General features: G+C 42.6%; 10 protein-coding genes. 9 read left to right on the forward strand and 1 reads right to left on the reverse strand.

Features of this window, described 5'->3' with window-relative positions; genetic code table 11:
• Positions 1-59: 59 nt before the first annotated feature.
• The 7 genes from IWX76_RS10520 to IWX76_RS10550 all read left to right on the forward strand — a co-directional run bounded on the left by IWX76_RS10520 (position 60) and on the right by IWX76_RS10550 (position 14,039).
• On the forward strand, positions 60-1,865 hold the full coding sequence (locus tag IWX76_RS10520; RefSeq protein ID WP_196859841.1) for a class I mannose-6-phosphate isomerase: 1,806 nt from the start codon (positions 60-62) through the stop codon (positions 1,863-1,865).
• A gap of 5 nt (positions 1,866-1,870) precedes the next feature.
• Positions 1,871-3,256, forward strand: coding sequence for a sugar porter family MFS transporter (locus IWX76_RS10525; protein ID WP_196859842.1), 1,386 nt, complete (start codon positions 1,871-1,873; stop codon positions 3,254-3,256).
• Positions 3,257-3,334: 78 nt separating this feature from the next.
• A complete protein-coding gene (locus IWX76_RS10530) occupies positions 3,335-6,475 on the forward strand; it encodes a SusC/RagA family TonB-linked outer membrane protein (RefSeq protein ID WP_196859843.1) in 3,141 nt (1,046 codons plus the stop codon).
• 24 nt (positions 6,476-6,499) lie between these two features.
• Positions 6,500-8,119: a RagB/SusD family nutrient uptake outer membrane protein gene (locus IWX76_RS10535; RefSeq protein WP_196859844.1), complete on the forward strand. Its 1,620-nt coding sequence runs from the start codon at positions 6,500-6,502 to the stop codon at positions 8,117-8,119.
• Positions 8,120-8,209: 90 nt separating this feature from the next.
• Complete coding sequence (locus IWX76_RS10540; RefSeq protein ID WP_196859845.1) at positions 8,210-10,576, forward strand: GH92 family glycosyl hydrolase; 2,367 nt, start codon at positions 8,210-8,212, stop codon at positions 10,574-10,576.
• A gap of 27 nt (positions 10,577-10,603) precedes the next feature.
• A complete protein-coding gene (locus IWX76_RS10545) occupies positions 10,604-11,812 on the forward strand; it encodes a glycoside hydrolase family 76 protein (protein WP_334641692.1) in 1,209 nt (402 codons plus the stop codon).
• Between the two features lie 46 nt (positions 11,813-11,858).
• On the forward strand, positions 11,859-14,039 hold the full coding sequence (locus IWX76_RS10550; RefSeq protein WP_196859847.1) for a GH92 family glycosyl hydrolase: 2,181 nt from the start codon (positions 11,859-11,861) through the stop codon (positions 14,037-14,039).
• Positions 14,040-14,218: 179 nt separating this feature from the next.
• Here IWX76_RS10550 and IWX76_RS10555 read toward each other — a convergent pair whose 3' ends face one another.
• Positions 14,219-14,428: a DUF2683 family protein gene (locus tag IWX76_RS10555; RefSeq protein ID WP_196859848.1), complete on the reverse strand. Its 210-nt coding sequence runs from the start codon at positions 14,426-14,428 to the stop codon at positions 14,219-14,221.
• Positions 14,429-14,597: 169 nt separating this feature from the next.
• On the opposite strand from IWX76_RS10555, the gene IWX76_RS10560 reads away from it, so the two are divergent.
• Both IWX76_RS10560 and IWX76_RS10565 read left to right on the forward strand, forming a co-directional pair.
• Positions 14,598-15,137 (forward strand): DinB family protein, encoded by a 540-nt coding sequence (locus IWX76_RS10560; RefSeq protein WP_196859849.1) that lies wholly within the window; start codon positions 14,598-14,600, stop codon positions 15,135-15,137.
• A 360-nt stretch (positions 15,138-15,497) separates the two neighbouring features.
• Entirely contained in the window at positions 15,498-18,080 is a 2,583-nt protein-coding gene (locus IWX76_RS10565; RefSeq protein ID WP_196859850.1) for an alpha-L-arabinofuranosidase C-terminal domain-containing protein, read from the forward strand.
• Positions 18,081-18,087: the final 7 nt, after the last annotated feature.

Consider the following 18,087-nt stretch of genomic DNA (forward strand, 5'->3'; position numbering starts at 1 on the left):
GTAATTGCTGTTTAAAAGGTAGTTAGATATTATTATATGTACACTCATTAATCCATGAAATGAATTCACATTTGAAAGTTAACCCGGTTGAAACAAGCCAATCCATTCGCAAAACAGCCCAGCACCTCATGCCCATGCAGTTACTTAATCGGCAAGAAGTTAAGGAGGGCTATAATATCTATCCCATTTGTGCGCTTGGAGATCAAAAAATTTTTAACGGTTATTCATCGTTAACAAAGTGGATGGTCAGCCAAAAAAATGTGGTTATTGAAGGGTATGTAGGTCTTTTCTGGGATAAAATACAGGAGGCAATCAATAAGTGTCTGGCAGAAGAGGGTCTTACCGTTCGTTGGATTAATACCAGTGACTATTTGAAAGCACCTGCAGATGTTGACGTGTTAGTTGCACCTTTCCTGGGAACAGAAGATTCAGTTTGGGGAACTAAATGCACCTTATCACTTGCAGATCTTTATCAGACAGAAAATCTTTCTACACAGCGGCCAGATGAAACTGCTGACATTAATATCATCATCGGTCCGGGGGCTTCGCTGGCCGGCTGGGATGCTGCCATTTTATACATTGATCTTCCAAAAAATGAATTGCTGTTCAGGATGAGGGCAGGGGCTATAAATAATTTAGGCGCGAGTGCATTAACAGAGGCTTATAAAATGTACAAGCGGTTCTACTTTGTTGACTGGGTGCTGCTAAATAATCATAAAAAGGCTATACTAAATAAGCTGACTACGATCGCTGACGGCCAATGGTTAGCTGATATCAATTGGATGTTCAAGTCTGATCTGGACAATGGTTTAAATAAGATCAGCCATTCCGTGATCCGCGCAAGACCCTGGTTTGAGCCGGGTGCCTGGGGCGGACAATGGATAAAAGACCATATAGAAAATCTGAACAAAGATGTGGTCAATTATGCCTGGTCCTTTGAACTAATCGTGCCAGAAAACGGACTCGTTTTTGAAAGCGGGGGTAATTTACTTGAAGTTTCCTTTGATACGTTGATGTTTCAGCACCAGCACCAGGTACTTGGTAAACATGCCGCAACATTTGGCGATGAATTTCCTATCCGTTTCGACTTCCTCGATACCTTTAAGGGCGGTAACCTATCAATCCAGTGCCATCCGGGTATAGCTTACATACAGGAACATTTTGGAGAGAAGATTACCCAGGATGAAACCTATTATATTTTAGACTGCGATAAAGATGCTAAGGTGTACCTGGGTTTTCAGGAAAACATTGAGCCTGCAACATTTAAAAGCGTGCTGGAAGAAAGCCAGGAAAAAGGCGAGCAGATTGACATCACGCAATATGTGCAAACGTACACCGCACAACAACATGATTTTTTTCTTATACCCAATGGTACTGTACATAGCGCCGGTACCGGTAATCTGGTGCTCGAAATTAGCGCCACCCCATATATTTTTACCTTTAAAATGTATGATTGGATGAGGCTGGACCTGGAGGGTAAACCGAGACCAATTAATATCGAACATGCATTTAACAACCTAAATTTTGACCGAAAAGGAGCGCAGGTCCGCCAGGAACTGATTTCCAAACAAGTCGTCATCGAACAGGGAGAAGGCTGGCAGGTGGTGCATTTGCCCACTCATGTCGATCATTTCTACGATGTGCACCGGATGGAGTTTGATCACGAAATGTTCGTACAAACCGATGATTCTTGTCACGTGCTGATGCTGGTTGAAGGTGAAGCGTTGCAAGTCGAAACGGCAGATGGCAGTTTACAGCAATTTGCCTTTGCGGAGACTTTTGTAGTCCCTGCAGCAGCAGCATCCTATAAATTAACTAACCTGGGTGATCGTCGTGCTAAGGTGATCAAAGCATTTTTAAAATAAGCATCATGAGTAACAATTACCTCTACCTGGTTTGTTTAGTCGCTGCGCTCGGCGGTTTTCTATTTGGTTTTGATACCGCTGTGATATCCGGTACAATCAGTCTGGTTAAAAACGATTTCAGCCTCAATTCTGTTAGCGAAGGCTGGTTTGTAAGCTGCGCCTTACTGGGATGCATAGCGGGGGTAAGTTTTTCCGGGAAATTAAGTGATCAATATGGAAGAAAGGTCGTGCTGATTATTTCGGCAGTTTTGTTCCTGGCATCTGCCATTGGCTGTATGTTATCAACATCTTTTACCGTACTCATTATATTTCGCTTAATAGGCGGCCTTGGCATTGGGGTGGCATCTATGGTATCACCATTATATATTTCTGAGTTTGCACCATCACGCCTGCGCGGCATGATGGTGTCCTTATACCAATTAGCCTTAACCATAGGAATTGTGTTGGCTTACTTCTCCAATGTTTACCTGGCTGATCATGCGACAACTATTTACGGAAGTGAAGGCATGACTAAAATATTCTCTACCGAAGTGTGGCGTGCCATGCTTGGTCTGGGTGCTTTACCTGCCGCTGTATTTTTAATAAGTCTGTTTTTTGTCCCTGAATCTCCCAGGTGGTTGCTCTTAAAGGGAAAAGAGCATAAGGCTGAGGTTATTTTGATTAAAATTGACGGACCTGAAGCGGCTAAAAAGGAGATACAGGCATTTAAGGACCAAGGTGTTGAGCATGATACCTCTATAAAAGAATTGTTTACTCCTGTATACCGCAAGGCCATGTGGATCGGTTTGTTGTTGCCCTTTTTATCACAGGTATGTGGTATCAATGCAGTTATATATTATGGTCCGCGCATCTTGGAGCAGGCTGGTTTTACCTTAAATAATGCACTTGGCGGACAGGTAACTATAGGTCTTGTTAACGTGGTGTTCACCTTTGTCGCCATTTTCACCGTAGATAAATGGGGTAGAAGACCACTGTTATTTGTAGGTATAGGCGGCGCTGTAGCCTCACTGCTAACCATCGGCGCTTTGTTTGCTCTTGGCATCACCTCCGGTCCATGGATATTAATGTTTATCCTGGTATTTATCGCCTGTTTTGCTTTTTCTTTTGGCCCCGTATGCTGGGTAGTCATTGGCGAAATATTTCCTAATGCCATAAGGGGTAAAGCCATGGCTTTGGCAACCTTGTCCTTATGGATCGGTAACTTTTTAGTCGGCCAGTTAACACCCGTTATGCTGGAGGGGCTTGGGTCTTCCTGGACATTCTGGCTATTCGCGCTTTGCTGCTCTCCCGCTTTGTGGCTCACCTGGAAACTCATCCCTGAAACTAAAGGCCGTTCCCTGGAAGATATTGAGGCGCATTGGAAAAGCGACTACCAGAAAAATAGATCATAAAAACAATAGTCAGCATCTATCAGCCTGACTGCCCAACACAGTAACCAATTACCAACTAAATAACCAAATACTTCTTGTATGAAACCATTACACAACTTAAAGAAATTAAAGTGGCTTTGTAATAAGTCACTCGCCACCGCCCTGGTTTGTGCCAGCGTTTTTAGCGGATCACCAACATTTGCAGCTTTGGATCCCGTAGTGAAAACAATAAATCTTGCCGATATCACCATTACCGGTCGCGTATTAGATGAACAGAAAAAACCCATACCCGGAGTAAACGTAAGTATTGCCGGCACAACTCTAGGTACAGTGACCGATGGTAACGGTAATTATAAATTAAATGTGCCTGATGCCTATGCTGGCAGAAACATTACCTTCTCCTATACCGGCTATGTCAAACAGGAAGTTTCTATAGCTGGTAAAACCGAGATCAGCATTAGCCTGGTGCCAGATAACCAAAACCTAAGTGAAGTGGTTGTTGTAGGTTATGGTACGCAGGCCAGGGTAAGCTTAACCGGTGCTGTAAATGAAATCAGCGCCAAGAATATTGAAAATAAACCGGTGCTAAATACGCTGCAGGCTTTACAGGGCGAAGCACCGAATTTAATCATACAGCAAAGCCAGCTTAATCCTGGAAGCAACGTAAGCATTAACATTAGGGGAGTAGGTACATTGGGTAATAACGACCCGCTGGTCGTGATCGATGGTATAATCGGCGGTAACATCAATACGCTAAACCCAAATGATATTGCCAGTGTATCTGTGTTGAAAGATGCGGGCTCGGCTGCCATTTACGGTTCACGCGCGGCAAACGGAGTGTTGTTGGTGACGACCAAAAGCGGTAAACTAAATCAAAAACCCACGCTAACCTATAATGGAAGTTTTGGTTTGCAAGACCCTAATGTTCTGGTTCAAAAAGTGGGGGCATGGGATAATGCGTCGTACAAAAATGAATCACTGGTCAATTCGGGCTTACCGGCTGTTTATACTCCAGAGCAGATCCAGGAACTTAAAAACCAGGGCAACGGAACCTGGGATGTAAATCACTTATTGAAGAATGCACCGCAACAAGCCCATAACGTCAGTATCAGCGGTGGTGGCGAAACAAACTCTTATTATTTATCGGCAGGTTATCAGGATCAAAAAAGTAATTTGATCGGTAACGGGGGCTCTGGTCCCGATTTTGGTTATACGAAGTACAACCTGCGTTTAAACCAGACTTCACAAATTGGTGTGCTAAGGGTAAACATGATCCTCAATTACACCAAGACCCGCAACAAAACTAATACGGTGGGAGATAATAATATTTTTGCCGACGCCAACAGGGTGCCTTTAAACTACAGCTGGCAGGACGCAGAGGGAAACTACCTCACCAACCCTGTAGCTTCTCAGTATAATGAATATGGCGTACTGGAAAAAGGAGGGGCTAACCAGTCAGACAACGATGAAATCTTCGGAAACCTTAACGGCCAGGTAAATATCACCAAAGATCTTAAACTAACTGGAATCTTTGGTGGGACCATTGCCAACAACGGTAATTTTTTCCGCCGTACCAAAGTGAATTTCCTGCCATCAGGGGTATATGGCGATGACTTGACGGTATTCGATAATAACGCAAAATCACTTTTGATGAATACACAGTTATTACTGGAATATAATAAAACTGTAAATGATCATACTTTTAAAGTACTATTTGGTGCATCAAATGAGAACTTCAGTTCAAGGGGTTTCCAGCTTCAAAAGACACTTACAGACCCTTATCTGGGTACTTCAACTACCGGCACTTTGATAGATGCCATCAACTCTTATAACAGCATTGCAAATGACCAGTGGAGTCTTAACTCCTTGTTTTCGAGAATAAATTATTCATACAAAGGCAGGTACTTGTTTGAAGCTACCGTACGTGATGATATGTCCTCCAGGTTTGCCAAAGGTAACAGGGCAAGTTTCTTCCCTTCTGTAAATCTGGGCTGGCTGTTAACGGAAGAATCTTTTATGGAGTCTATAAATGCCATAAGCAATTTAAAATTGCGTGCATCCTATGGCATATTAGGTAATCAAAACGTTGGTGCCTACCAATACCAGACTACGTATTTCAATTACCCCATTGCTTATGGTTTCAATAACCAGTCGGTTGGTGGAGCAGGCTTTAATTTAGGTAACAGTGAACTTACCTGGGAAAAAGCGGCCACTTTGAATCTAGGTATTGATGCGGCTTTCTTTGACAACAAGTTAGCCCTATCGTTCGATTATTTTAACAAAGTTACCAGTGATATTTTACAACCACGTTATGATGTGCCGCGCTTATTTGGTGCCGGTCTACCAGATTATAACGTAGCAAAAGTACGTAACAAGGGCTGGGAAGCCACAGCAACCTATAACCTACGTACCGGAGAGGCGGCGCATAGCTTCAGCGTGAATGTAGCAGATAGCAAAAACAAACTGCTGACCCTAACAGGCGGCACTACGCAGCAAATTATCAACCAGGATGTTTTCCAGCTGATCAGGAGAGTTGGTGAACCCATCACCCAGTACTTTGGTTATGAAACCAATGGCTATTTTCAAAACGATGCCGATGTGGCCAGCTACCCAAAACCAGCAGGTGCCGATGTTGGCCCAGGCGATTTGAAATTTAAAGATCTCAATAGCGATGGCATCATTGACGATAAGGACAAAACTGTCTTAGGTAACCCTTTCCCCCGATATACTTTCGGCTTTACCTACAGGGTAAACTACAAAAACTTCGATTTCCAAGTGTTTCTACAAGGTGTCGGTAAGAGAGATGCGTTTCTTCGCGGCGAACTGGTGGAGCCATTCCATTACAATTATGGCGCTACACTGTATGACCACATGACGGATTACTGGAGCCCTGAAAATCCTGATGCGAGGTATCCAAGGCTGGCAGCAGTCGGTTCAGCATCAAACACCAACAATTGGCGTTCCGGATCTGACATCTATAAATATAATGCAGCTTACATCAGGTTGAAAAATATTAATATTGGTTATACCCTTCCTAAAAGCTTCAGTAAAAAAGCAGGAATGGAAAGATTACGCGTGTCTTTAATCGGCCAGAACCTGTTAACATTGACTAAACTAAAATTTATTGATCCTGAAACAACCGAGTTTGGTAATAATGTGAGCGTGGCCTCAGGTTCTAATAATGCAAGAAGTTATCCGCTGCCAGTATTTTACGGTGCGGGGATAGACATCACTTTTTAAAAACAATATTTAAAAATTACAGCTATGAAATTCCTAATTAAAATAGTTACCGTATTCCTCGCTGCTACGGTGGCCACCGGATGTAAAAAATTGGATCTGACCCCCACCGATAGATTTTCTGACCTTACTTTTTGGACCGTTGATGCTAACGTATACAACGCTTTAAATAATAACTACAGCTTAATTTATAACAGCAATACTTTCTTTTATAACGAGTCCACATCAGATAATGCTTATAGTGCAACTGGTGACTATGCGCTGATTGCCAGTGGTAATGCCACTTCAGCGCAAGGGATATTTCTAAACGACTGGGCTTACTATTACAGCACCATAAAATCATGTAATGTTTTCCTTGCCAATGTCGACCAGAATAAAACATTACCGGCAGAAGTTATTTCCCGCTTAAAAGCCGAAGTTCGCTTTATTCGCGCCTTTGAACACTTTAATTTAGCTAAATGGTATGGTGACGTCCCTTTGATAGATAAGGATTTAACCCCCGATGAGGCAAAAGTGATAGGCCGCAGTCCTAAAAATACGGTCATGGAATTTGTGATCAGTGAGTTGGAAGCTGCAGCTGCTGCATTACCTTCCAAAGACCAAATTCCGGTAAATGAGAATGGCCGTATTACCAAAGCTGCAGCACTGGCGCTACAGGCGCGTGTTTTATTATATCAGGGCGACCGGATGGCCGAGGTTGCCGCAGTATGCGAAGCGCTAATGAATAATCAGACGGTTAATGGCCAGTATGGGCTAGTACCTAATTACAGCAGCCTGTTCAGCGACCCGGCTATCAATAAAAATAATAACGAGGTCATGTTATCCATCCAGTATGTGCCATCAATTCGTACCTGGGGTGAGTTTTTTGATTTTGCCCCGCGTTCAGTTGGCGGTCGTGTGAGCGGTATGTCGCCGACACAGGAACTGGTTGATGACTATGTTACGCTGAACGGTAAAGGCATCAAAGAAGCAGGTTCCGGTTATGTGGAAGCTAATCCTTATGCAAACCGCGACCCGCGACTTACCGCTACCGTGGTTTACGACCGGTACAACTGGTTGAATGCCGATGGCAGTACCAAGGTGATTTACATTAAACCGGGATCGGACCCTAATCCATCGCGTTTAGATGAATATAGTCCTGCATCACAGGCATCCTCACCAACTGGCTACTACTGGAGGAAATATTTTGACCCTATCGCCTTAACCTCTTTTACTTCAGGTTCAAATATACACCTGATCAGGTATGCCGAGGTGCTCCTGAATTACGCAGAAGCAAAACAAGCTATGGGCCAAATGGATGCAACGGTATGGAACAATACCATCAGGTTGCTTCGCCAAAGGGCAGGTTTTACTGTTACAGAAGCATTAAATTTTCCGGCTTCGGCAGATATGACCACGATCATTCGCCGGGAACGCAGGGCTGAATTGGCTATGGAAGGTTTAAGGACTGATGACATCCGCAGGTGGAAAATAGCTGAATCAGTTTTAAATGGTTATGCCCATGGTGCAAAATTTGGCGATGCTGCTATAGATAACGGTTATATTCGTGTACAGCGACGGACATTTGGCGCCAAGGACTATCTATGGCCTATCCCATCTTCAGAAATTGGCCTTAACCCAAATCTTACCCAGAACCCAGGATATTAACCCTGATCGCCTACTTTAAAACCATGTCCATAAACAGGGTGTTGCTAGAAATAATGAACATTGGCATTGGCCAAATATGAACAATAAGCTATGAGATTATCACTAAAGACCGTACTTGCACTATTAGCTGTATCACTGGCATCATGCCGTGTACAGCAAGATAACATCCTTAAATACGTTGACCCTAATATCGGCACTGCACATAGCAGGTGGTTTTTCTACACGCCTGCGGCTGTACCTTATGGTATGGCGAAACTTGCCCCTTCCACAAATGGTCATTATGGTAACGCATCAGGATGGGAAGCGGTAGGTTATGATACTCGTCAGAATTCCATAGAAGGTTTTGTCCATTTTCATGAATGGCAAGTAGGTGGCGTCAGTTACATGCCCACTACCGGAGAACTGAAAGTAAAACCTGGTGATCTGGAGGACACGACCGATGGATACCGATCTCAATTTGACCGGAAAACGGAGGTTGCTGAGGCTGGCTATTATAGCGTATTATTAGCTGACTACGGCATTACTGCTGAACTTACTGCCACCAAAAGAGTAGGTTTCCAGCGATACCGGTTTCCGGCACACAAACAGTCGCATATCCTCTTAGATATTGGCAATAAGCAAGGTGAAAGCGGTGAGGTTACTGATGCAGCCATCAAAATGATAGACGATACTCACTTTGAAGGCTATGTTTTTACCTACCCTAAATATGTCAATATTTACGACCCGGAGGGTAAAGTGGCCATGTTTTTCTATGGAGAGATCAGCAAAAAACCATTGAATGTTACGGCCTTTACCGCGACTGGTATCAAACAGAATACCACTTCTGCCAATGGCCCTGGTGCAGGTCTGGTGTTGAATTACGAGACCGATGAAAATGAAGTTATCGAAATTAAAACGGGTTTATCCTATACCTCAACAGCCAATGCTAAAGCGAATTACGTGGCAGAGGCCACAGGATTGTCTTTTGAGCAGGCCAAGTTGAACGCACAAAAAACCTGGCAACAGGAGCTTGGCAAAATTGCTGTGGAAGGAAACAGCGAAGCCGATAAAACGAAATTCTATACAGGGTTATTTCATGCCTTATTGGGGCGTGGAATAGCAAGTGATGTCAATGGTTCATACCCCAAACACGGTGGAACGATGGGCCAGCTTCCTACTCAGGCCGATGGAGAAATGAAAGCCGAATTTATCAATACCGACGCCATTTGGGGTGGCTTTTGGAACATTACTCAACTTTGGGCACTGAGCTACCCTGAATGGTACGGCAGTTTTGTTAATACGCAGTTACAACTTTATAAAGACCGTGGCTGGTTTGGCGATGGGATTGCCAATAGCCAGTACATATCTGGTGTAGGAACAAATTTTGTAGGTCTTGCTATCGCAGCAGCTTATAATTCTGACATCCGTAATTATGATGTTAACCTGGCTTATGAAGCCGTTAAAGCTAATGACCTCCAGTATAAAAACCGCATCATTGGCGCCGGTAAAATGGACACCAAAGCATTTTTACAATATGGCTATGTACCACACCTGGAACAAACAGGCCGTGATTTTGTCACGGATTCCACCGGATCTAACTTTTCAGCATCACATACCCTGGAGTATAGTTTTAGTGCCTTTGCCACCGCACAAATGGCCAAATCAATGGGTAAACAGGATGACTACCAAAAGCTCATTAAATATTCGAATGGTTGGCAGGAAATTTTAAACCCTGAAAACAAATTGATGCAACCAAAAGATGCCAAAGGAAAGTTTGTCGGCAAGTTTGACCCCTATCAGCCATGGAGGGGATTCCAGGAGGGGAATTCTGTACAATATACTTTTTACGTACCACAAAATCCCGCGGGTTTAGTAAATGCCATAGGAAAAGACAATTTCAATAAAAGGCTGGATAGTATTTTCTCCGTTTCAGAAAAATTAGCTTTTGGCGGTGGTAAAAAGATCGATGCCTTTGCCGGCATCAACGCTATCTACAACCATGGTAACCAACCCAACTTGCATATCAGCTGGCTGTTTAATTTTTCTGGAAAGCCCTGGTTAACACAAAAATGGACAAGGTTAATCGGCCAGGAATTTTATGGTACGGACCCGGTTCATGGTTATGGTTTTGGACAGGATGAGGATCAGGGCCAGTTAGGGTCCTGGTATGTCATGACCGCTTTAGGTTTATTCGATGTGAAAGGCCTGACCGATGCTCGGCCGATTATTCAACTGGGCAGTCCCTTGTTTGATCAGGCTGACATCACTTTAGGTAATCAAAAAAAGCTTTCTATTGTAACCAAAAACAATTCAAAGGAAAACCTCTACATACAATCGGCTGAGTTTAATGGCAAAACCTTAGCTAATTGCTGGCTCTACCGTGATGAGTTAATGAAAGGTGGCAAGCTTGTCTTTGTGATGGGTAGCCAGCCCAACGAAAACTGGGGAACAAAAGTACCGCCACCATCTACACAATAATATATAATACTTATAGGAATGAGTTTAATGAAGATCGCAATAAAGTATACCTGGCTATGCACAGCTTTAATTTTGACGGTTACCGCTTTACAGGCCCAGCAAAATAAATCGGCTGAGTACCTGAAGCGCGCTGAAACCATGTACACAAACATCTGGAAAAACTATCGCGTGCCTGCCTATACTGGTTTGTTTTTAGAAAACTACCCGTCCAATAAAAAAGATAGCCTTACTTACATGCAGGGGGGCAAGGTGAGTGAGAAGCCAGTAAGTTTTTTATGGCCGTTTTCAGGTGTCTTTTCGGCCACCAATGTCTTCATGAAAATACCTGCGTTAAATGCCAAATATAAGCCCTATCAGGATACGCTGGTCATAGGGGTGGAGCAATACCGGGATGACGTTCGTCGGCCTATGGGTTACCAGGCCTATCCGGTAAAACTTGAAAAATCAGACCGCTATTATGATGATAACGGGTTAGTGGGGATAGACTATATGGAGTCGTACTTCGTGACAAAAAATCCATTATACCTGCAACGTGCTAAAGATGTTTTTAAGTTTATTCTTAGCGGGTGGAATAACAACATGGGGGGCGGAGTACCCTGGCTGGAAGGACATCATGATCAAAAGCCTGCCTGCACGAACGGTATGGCTACGCTGACCGCCCTGAAGATTTATCAGGGCAGTAAAGATCCTTATTACCTGGATCAGGGTAAGAAATTTTATGATTGGATGTACCATACCCTCCGGGATTCTACAGGGGTTATTGCTAATGATATTAAGCCAGGTGGAAAACTGAACCGTACCTTCTATACATACAATACCGGGTCACTGATAGAGGCAGCAGTACTGCTTTACAAGATAACGGGGCAGAAGCAGTACCTGCAACAGGCCCAGGAATTGGCTGCAGATAGCTACAAGCATTTTAGTACGGTGCCACATGATAAAAACCTGCGACTGTATATCGATCTGCCCTGGTTTGTTACCGTATTATTTAGGGGTTATGAGGCTTTATATGAAGTGGATGGTAACTATAAATATTTAGATGCCGTAGAACAAGACCTGAATTATGCCTGGCAAAACACCCGTGATCAATACGGTTACCTGTCACATAGCTGGACGCCAAATCAAGAAGAAATGAAGAAGCCAAAGTGGTTATTAGACCAGGCTTGTATTGCCGAACTATATGCCAGACTAAGCATCATTTTAAAAGTCGAGAATGTTACAAACCCATCAAACTGATAAATGGCAATAATGTACTAATTTACTGATCTAACAATTATAGGATATGAGAAATCAACTAAGAATCTTTATAAGTACAGTGGCAATCGTTTTACTTGCATCAACAGCAGGTAGGAGTCAGGCTCCTGTGTTTACCAAATATGTGAATACTTTCATTGGTACAGCGCCACTTACTGATCCAAAGATCCTTGGTTATGAATTGCCTGAGGGCTGGAGATCCTGGGCAGGATTGACCTTTCCGGGCAGTTCTATGCCTAACGCCATGGTTCAACTTAGTCCGATGACAGCATATGGATCCGGTGCCGGTTATGAATATGAAGACACCGTTATTTATGGCTTTACGCATACCAATAAAGGTCATTGGAATCTTTGCAATATTCCGATATTGCCCGTTTCCAATCCAGGGAAGAACTCAGCTGCCTTAAACAAAGACAGTAAATTCGGATCAACGTTTTCTCATCAAAAAGAAAGTGCAACACCAGGTTTCTATCAGGTCTATCTCGAAGATTATGACGTGAACGTGAGCCTGACTTCAACATTAAGAGCTGGCTACCATAAATACGAGTTCAAAAATAATAAAGCAAGACAAATTCTCTTTGACCTGGCAAAAGCCAATAACAAAGTCTCCAACTGGAATATTGAAAAAGTGGGGTCTTCAGTTTTGCAGGGCTATCAGCAGACTGGCGAAAAAATCTATTTCTATGCACAACTGAACACTGCTATTGAAAGCTTGGACATACCCGAAAAAGGTAAACCGAATGGTTATGCCATGGTTAAACTGGCTGACGGTAACAAAGATCCTGTGGAACTAAAAATAGGCTTATCGTTCGTGAGTATCGAGAATGCTAAACAAAACCTTAAAGCAGAAATAGGAGACAAATCTTTCGCCGCAGTGGTTACCGAAGGCACGCAAAAGTGGGAGACCTTATTGTCAACCATCCAGGTGAAAGGCGGAACGGAGAAACAAAAGCAAATGTTGTATTCCAGTTTATACCGTTCGTTTTTATGGCCAGCGCTAAGAAGTGATGTGAATGGTCAATTTACAGATGCAAAAAATAACCTGGCTAAAGCAGATTTCAATTATTATACAGAGCCTTCCTTGTGGGATACCTACCGGAATAAGGATGTGCTCCTGGGCATGATATCGCCGCAGGTTACCGTTGACGTCATTAAATCGATGAAGGACGTAGGGGAGAAGACCGGTTTCATACCCACCTTTTTCCATGGTGATCATGGCGCCTCTTCCATTACAGGCGCTTACCTGAGAGGAATAGATGATTTCGATGTTCAGGCAACCTACAAGCTACTGCTTAGAAACGCTAATTTACCAAATGGTGCCCGACCGCACATTACCGAATATATCGAAAAGGGTTATATCGCTGAACTTGACATCGCTAATCCGCATGTGGAAACAAAGGGTACGGCGGGAGTATCTAAAACCCTGGAATATGCATATGATGACTATTCACTAGCCCAAATGGCGAAAAAATTAGGTGATACTACTAATTACAGGATCCTAATGGCCAGATCAAAAAATTATAAAAACGTCTTTGATCCAGGTACCAAGTTTATGCGGGGCAGGTTGAAAAATGGCGACTGGATTAAGAACTTTGATCCTCAGTATCCTTATTATGAATACATGTACAGGGAAGCTAATGCATGGCAGATGTCATTCTTTGCCCCACATGATATGAAGGGTTTAATTGCTTTATATGGCGGAGCAAAAGGTTTCGAAGCTAAGTTAGATTCGTTGTTTACAGTGCCTTGGAATCCTAAACACATTGCCAGAAACGTAGAATCAATGATTGGACAATATTGTCATGGTAACCAACCGGATCATGAGGCGCCTTTTTCTTATCATTTTATTGGCAAGCCAGAAAAGTCACAGAAAATAATTGATACCATCTTAAATACGTTATATGGCATTGGTGACGATGGTTTAGCACTAAGTGGAATGGATGATGCTGGAGAAATGTCGGCCTGGTATGTGTTCACGGCCCTGGGTTTGTACCCTTTTTCAGCCACTGATGCGGAGTATATCGTAACAGCCCCACTTTTTGATGAAGTAAAATGGCGGGCCAGTAATGGTAAAATGGTTACCATTAGCAAACCAGGAAAGGGCCGCGCAATTTCTTCTATCAAAGTAAATGGAAAGACAATTGACGGTTATTTTGTGTCGCACGATGTATTCCTAAATGGGGGTGACATAGAAATTGATACCAGGTAAAAATTTCACTGTCTCTTGAACAATGGGATATATATAAGGACTTGTACTGATTGTGTGGAGGCATTGAGAAATCCTATCTTCTAATTTTTTAACAAAACGTTGACCCCACCTCTGTTCCAACTGAGTTGATAAAGCATTATAAGTCTCTTCCGCTTCGCGGGTAAACCTTATTTCGAAAGTCATTTTTTGCTAAAATGCTTTTCTTTAAATTTATTCAGCGTGATCGTTTCACCTTTTTCGTATTGCTCAATTCCTTTTTCAATACCTTTCAATACATGGGGAGGTAGTGTCAAATTTTGTGATTCAAAAGGCACTTTCAATGCCTTAAGCACAGCTTTGATGGTTTTTAATTGTTCTGGATTTTCTGGATGTATGGCAATAGCTTCCATATTCAAATATAATTCAAGCTGTTATTCGCTTTAGTCTTAACCGTATCATGGTTTTTCTATATAAGAGCTTCGGCTGCTGCATAAATTGCGCGATCATAATGTTATGGAGCTTATTATATTTTGACATAGCCATGATTCCTCATTACGCTATTCATACTATTTTTAAAATATGGAAAATACTTTTGACACCACCCACCTTAAATTTCCTATTGGTGCTTTTATAAAAAAGGATGAATATCCTCCTGATGAACTTGCTTCTCTGATACAGGATATGGAAGATTCACTTGCTGCTTATAAAGCCCTTGCTAATTCGGTAAATGCGGAGGATCTGTCGAAAACCTATCGCCCAGGGAGCTGGAATGTTCAGCAATTAATTCATCATGTTGCAGATATACAGATGCTCCACTTTTTAAGAATGAAGAAGGCTGTCACCGAACCCGATTACACACCAGTAACGCTGATTGACATGGATGGATGGGCTAATACCAAAGATGGAATCAATGCGCCTATTGAAGATTCCATACTCATGCTTGAAGGCGTAACCAAAAGATATTTGTTCCTGATTAGATCATTGTCAGCCGAAGAGCTGAAGGTAGCTTACTACCATCCATTAAGAGCATTCCATATAAACCAAGCGCAGGCTGTTGCAATGTCTTCATGGCATCTTAAACATCATTTAGCGCATATCAATTTAGCGCTGGCAAACTAATAATATTATTGTTTCTTCGAGTGCTGCGTTAACAATGAATTAGCTGTTGGCTAATCCAGTAATTATTTATCTCCCAATCGTTTAGTCATGGAATTATCGTGCAAATGTCGATAGTTATGAAAATGTTCATAATTAATAACCGTCTATTTAACGATTATTATATCTTTGAATGCATTGACCAAATATTTACCTGAAAGCCTTAAATATCACGTTGGTACCTGATCATAATCTGGCAACTGATTTTCCATATCATATGTCCAGTTTTATCAACCTGACCAATAAAAAGAGCTGAGACTTTCATATAGTTGGACAACTCAATAGCGCTTTAACCTAAATATGAACTGTAATAACCTTTTTCTTATGTATAGAAAATTACTGAGTACCTGCTTATTTCTAGGTTTGTTGTTTTGTGTATCAGCATTTGCTACAGAGAAATATACTGACGCTCCTGATTCTCTATACCTATTATCCCATGGCACCAACGGCCTGCGATTTGCCTGGAGCACCGACAAACAAAACTGGCATAAGGTAGGAAATGGTGATGTTTTTTTAAAGAGTGATTTTGGAGCCTGGGGTTCAGAAAAAAGAATGGATGACCCCTATCTTATACGAGGTAAGGGTGGTCAGTGGGAAGTGATATGGAGCGTGAATGAGCATAGTCTCCAATTTGCGCAGGCCAGTTCAAAAGACCTGATCTATTGGGGCCCACAAAGTTATCCCTATGTTAAAAAGTGTAAAAATGTACTTAAGCCTGTGATTTCTTTTGATCGGAAAACTGGCATCTATACTATTGTGTATATGGATGCTGCACATCAATATTTTCGTACCACCACACGCGATTTTAAAGCTTATACCGCTACACAAGAAGTAAATGCCACCCAATACCGCACTAACACATTGCAGGTGAAATTAGCAGAAGATACCGTTATGGGCCAGGTACACAGGGTTTCCTGGGAAGTGGTTAACGCATTGAATAAAAGTCACCAACTGCGTCAGCTTAAAGCGCTTAGGAATGCCGAAAATACTGGTCAGGACCCGCAACGTTTCAAGGGGCTGAAACCTCAATCGGCAAAACTTGTTGTGCAACCACAACAAGCCAAAACCATCAGCAACATGTTGATAGGAGGATTTTTTGAAGATATTAATTATGCTGCTGATGGCGGATTGTATGCCGAACTCATTCAAAATAGGGACTTTGAATACCACCCTAGAGATAAAAGGTTCCAGGATAAAAACTGGAACGCTAAACATTCCTGGAGTTTAAAGGGAAAAGGCGCGAACCTTACCATAGACTCAGTATCGCCTTTGCATATTAACAACCCCCATTACGCAGTATTATCTGCTCAACAGGCGGGTGCAGCTCTTCTAAATTCTGGTTACGATGCCATTCCATTAAAAGCTGGTGACGCTTATGACTTTTCTATAGTTTTAAACTTTTTTGGCAAAGCTGGAGTGCTAATGGAGGTCAGGCTGGTGAGCGAAAAATTGGGCGTTTTGGCAAAGACTACGATTACCCCTAAGGGTAGCGGATGGCAAAAGTACGCTGCTGTACTTCAGCCCAAAGTAGATGCAGCTGACGCACACCTGGAATTACAACTTCTTGCGGGGGAGACGGCTGGGATCGATATGGTCTCCCTCTTTCCTCAAAAAACATTCAAGGGTAGAAAGAATGGCCTTCGAGCGGATCTGGCGCAAGTAATTGCAGATATCCACCCCAAGTTTGTCAGGTTTCCAGGTGGTTGTGTTGCACATGGCGATGGGCTTGACAATATCTATAATTGGAAAAACTCCATAGGAAAACTTGAAAGCCGTGTTCCCGACCGTAACCTGTGGGGCTACCATCAATCTTTAGGTCTTGGCTATTTTGAGTATTTTCAATTCTGCGAAGATATTGGCGCGGCCCCGATTCCTGTATTGGCGGCTGGGGTTCCTTGTCAAAACTCTTCGACTGGAGGTGGCGGTCAGCAAGGTGGGATACCGATGGAGGAGATGGGCGCGTATATTCAGGATATCATTGATTTGGTGGAATACGCCAATGGTGGCATTGATACTAAATGGGGAAAGAAAAGAGCTGAAGCTGGTCACCCAGCTCCCTTTAACCTCAAATATATTGGAATTGGAAATGAAGACCTCATCACAGAGCTGTTTAGGGAAAGATTTACCATGATCTATCATGCACTGAAAAAAAGCCACCCTGAAATTACCGTTATTGGTACCGTTGGGCCCTTTTTTGAAGGAACTGATTATGTGGAAGGATGGAAGATTGCAACAGACCTTAAAGTGCCCATGGTAGATGAACATTATTACCAGTCGCCGGGATGGTTCATTAATAACCAGAATTATTATGATAGCTATGACCGCAACAAATCTAAGGTGTACCTTGGTGAATATGCTGCTAGTGTGCCAGGTGGAAACAAAACTAATCTGGAAACGGCTTTGGCTGAAGCAATTTATCTTACGGGTGTAGAAAGAAATGCAGATGTGGTGCACATGACTTCTTACGCACCATTATTGGCCCGAGAAGGCCATACACAGTGGAATCCCGACCTGGTCTATTTTAATCATTTGGAAGTTAAACCTACCGTTTCATATTATGTACAACAACTTTATGGGCAAAACGCTGGAGACAAATACTTGCCAAGTATTTTAAAGCTTACTTCCACGGCAGAAGAGGTGATTAAGCGGGTATCTTCATCAGTAGTGGTTGATAGTGAAACTGGGGACCTGATTGTAAAGTTGGTAAATATTCTTCCTGTAGCTGTAGATCTGGAAATTGATTTAGCAGGAGCCAATACTGGAACGGGGAAAGTAATGAAGACTATCCTTGCCGGCAAACCCTCAGAAAGGGAAGCGAGACCAGTGGTTTCTGAACTAAAAGACACCAGCGGTCGGATAGCATTGCAACCTTACTCTTTTACCGTGCTGAGGTATAAAAAGCATTAGAGCAATT

Origin of the sequence: Pedobacter sp. CAN_A7 (genome assembly GCF_015752175.1) — a bacterium.
Lineage (GTDB): Bacteria > Bacteroidota > Bacteroidia > Sphingobacteriales > Sphingobacteriaceae > Pedobacter.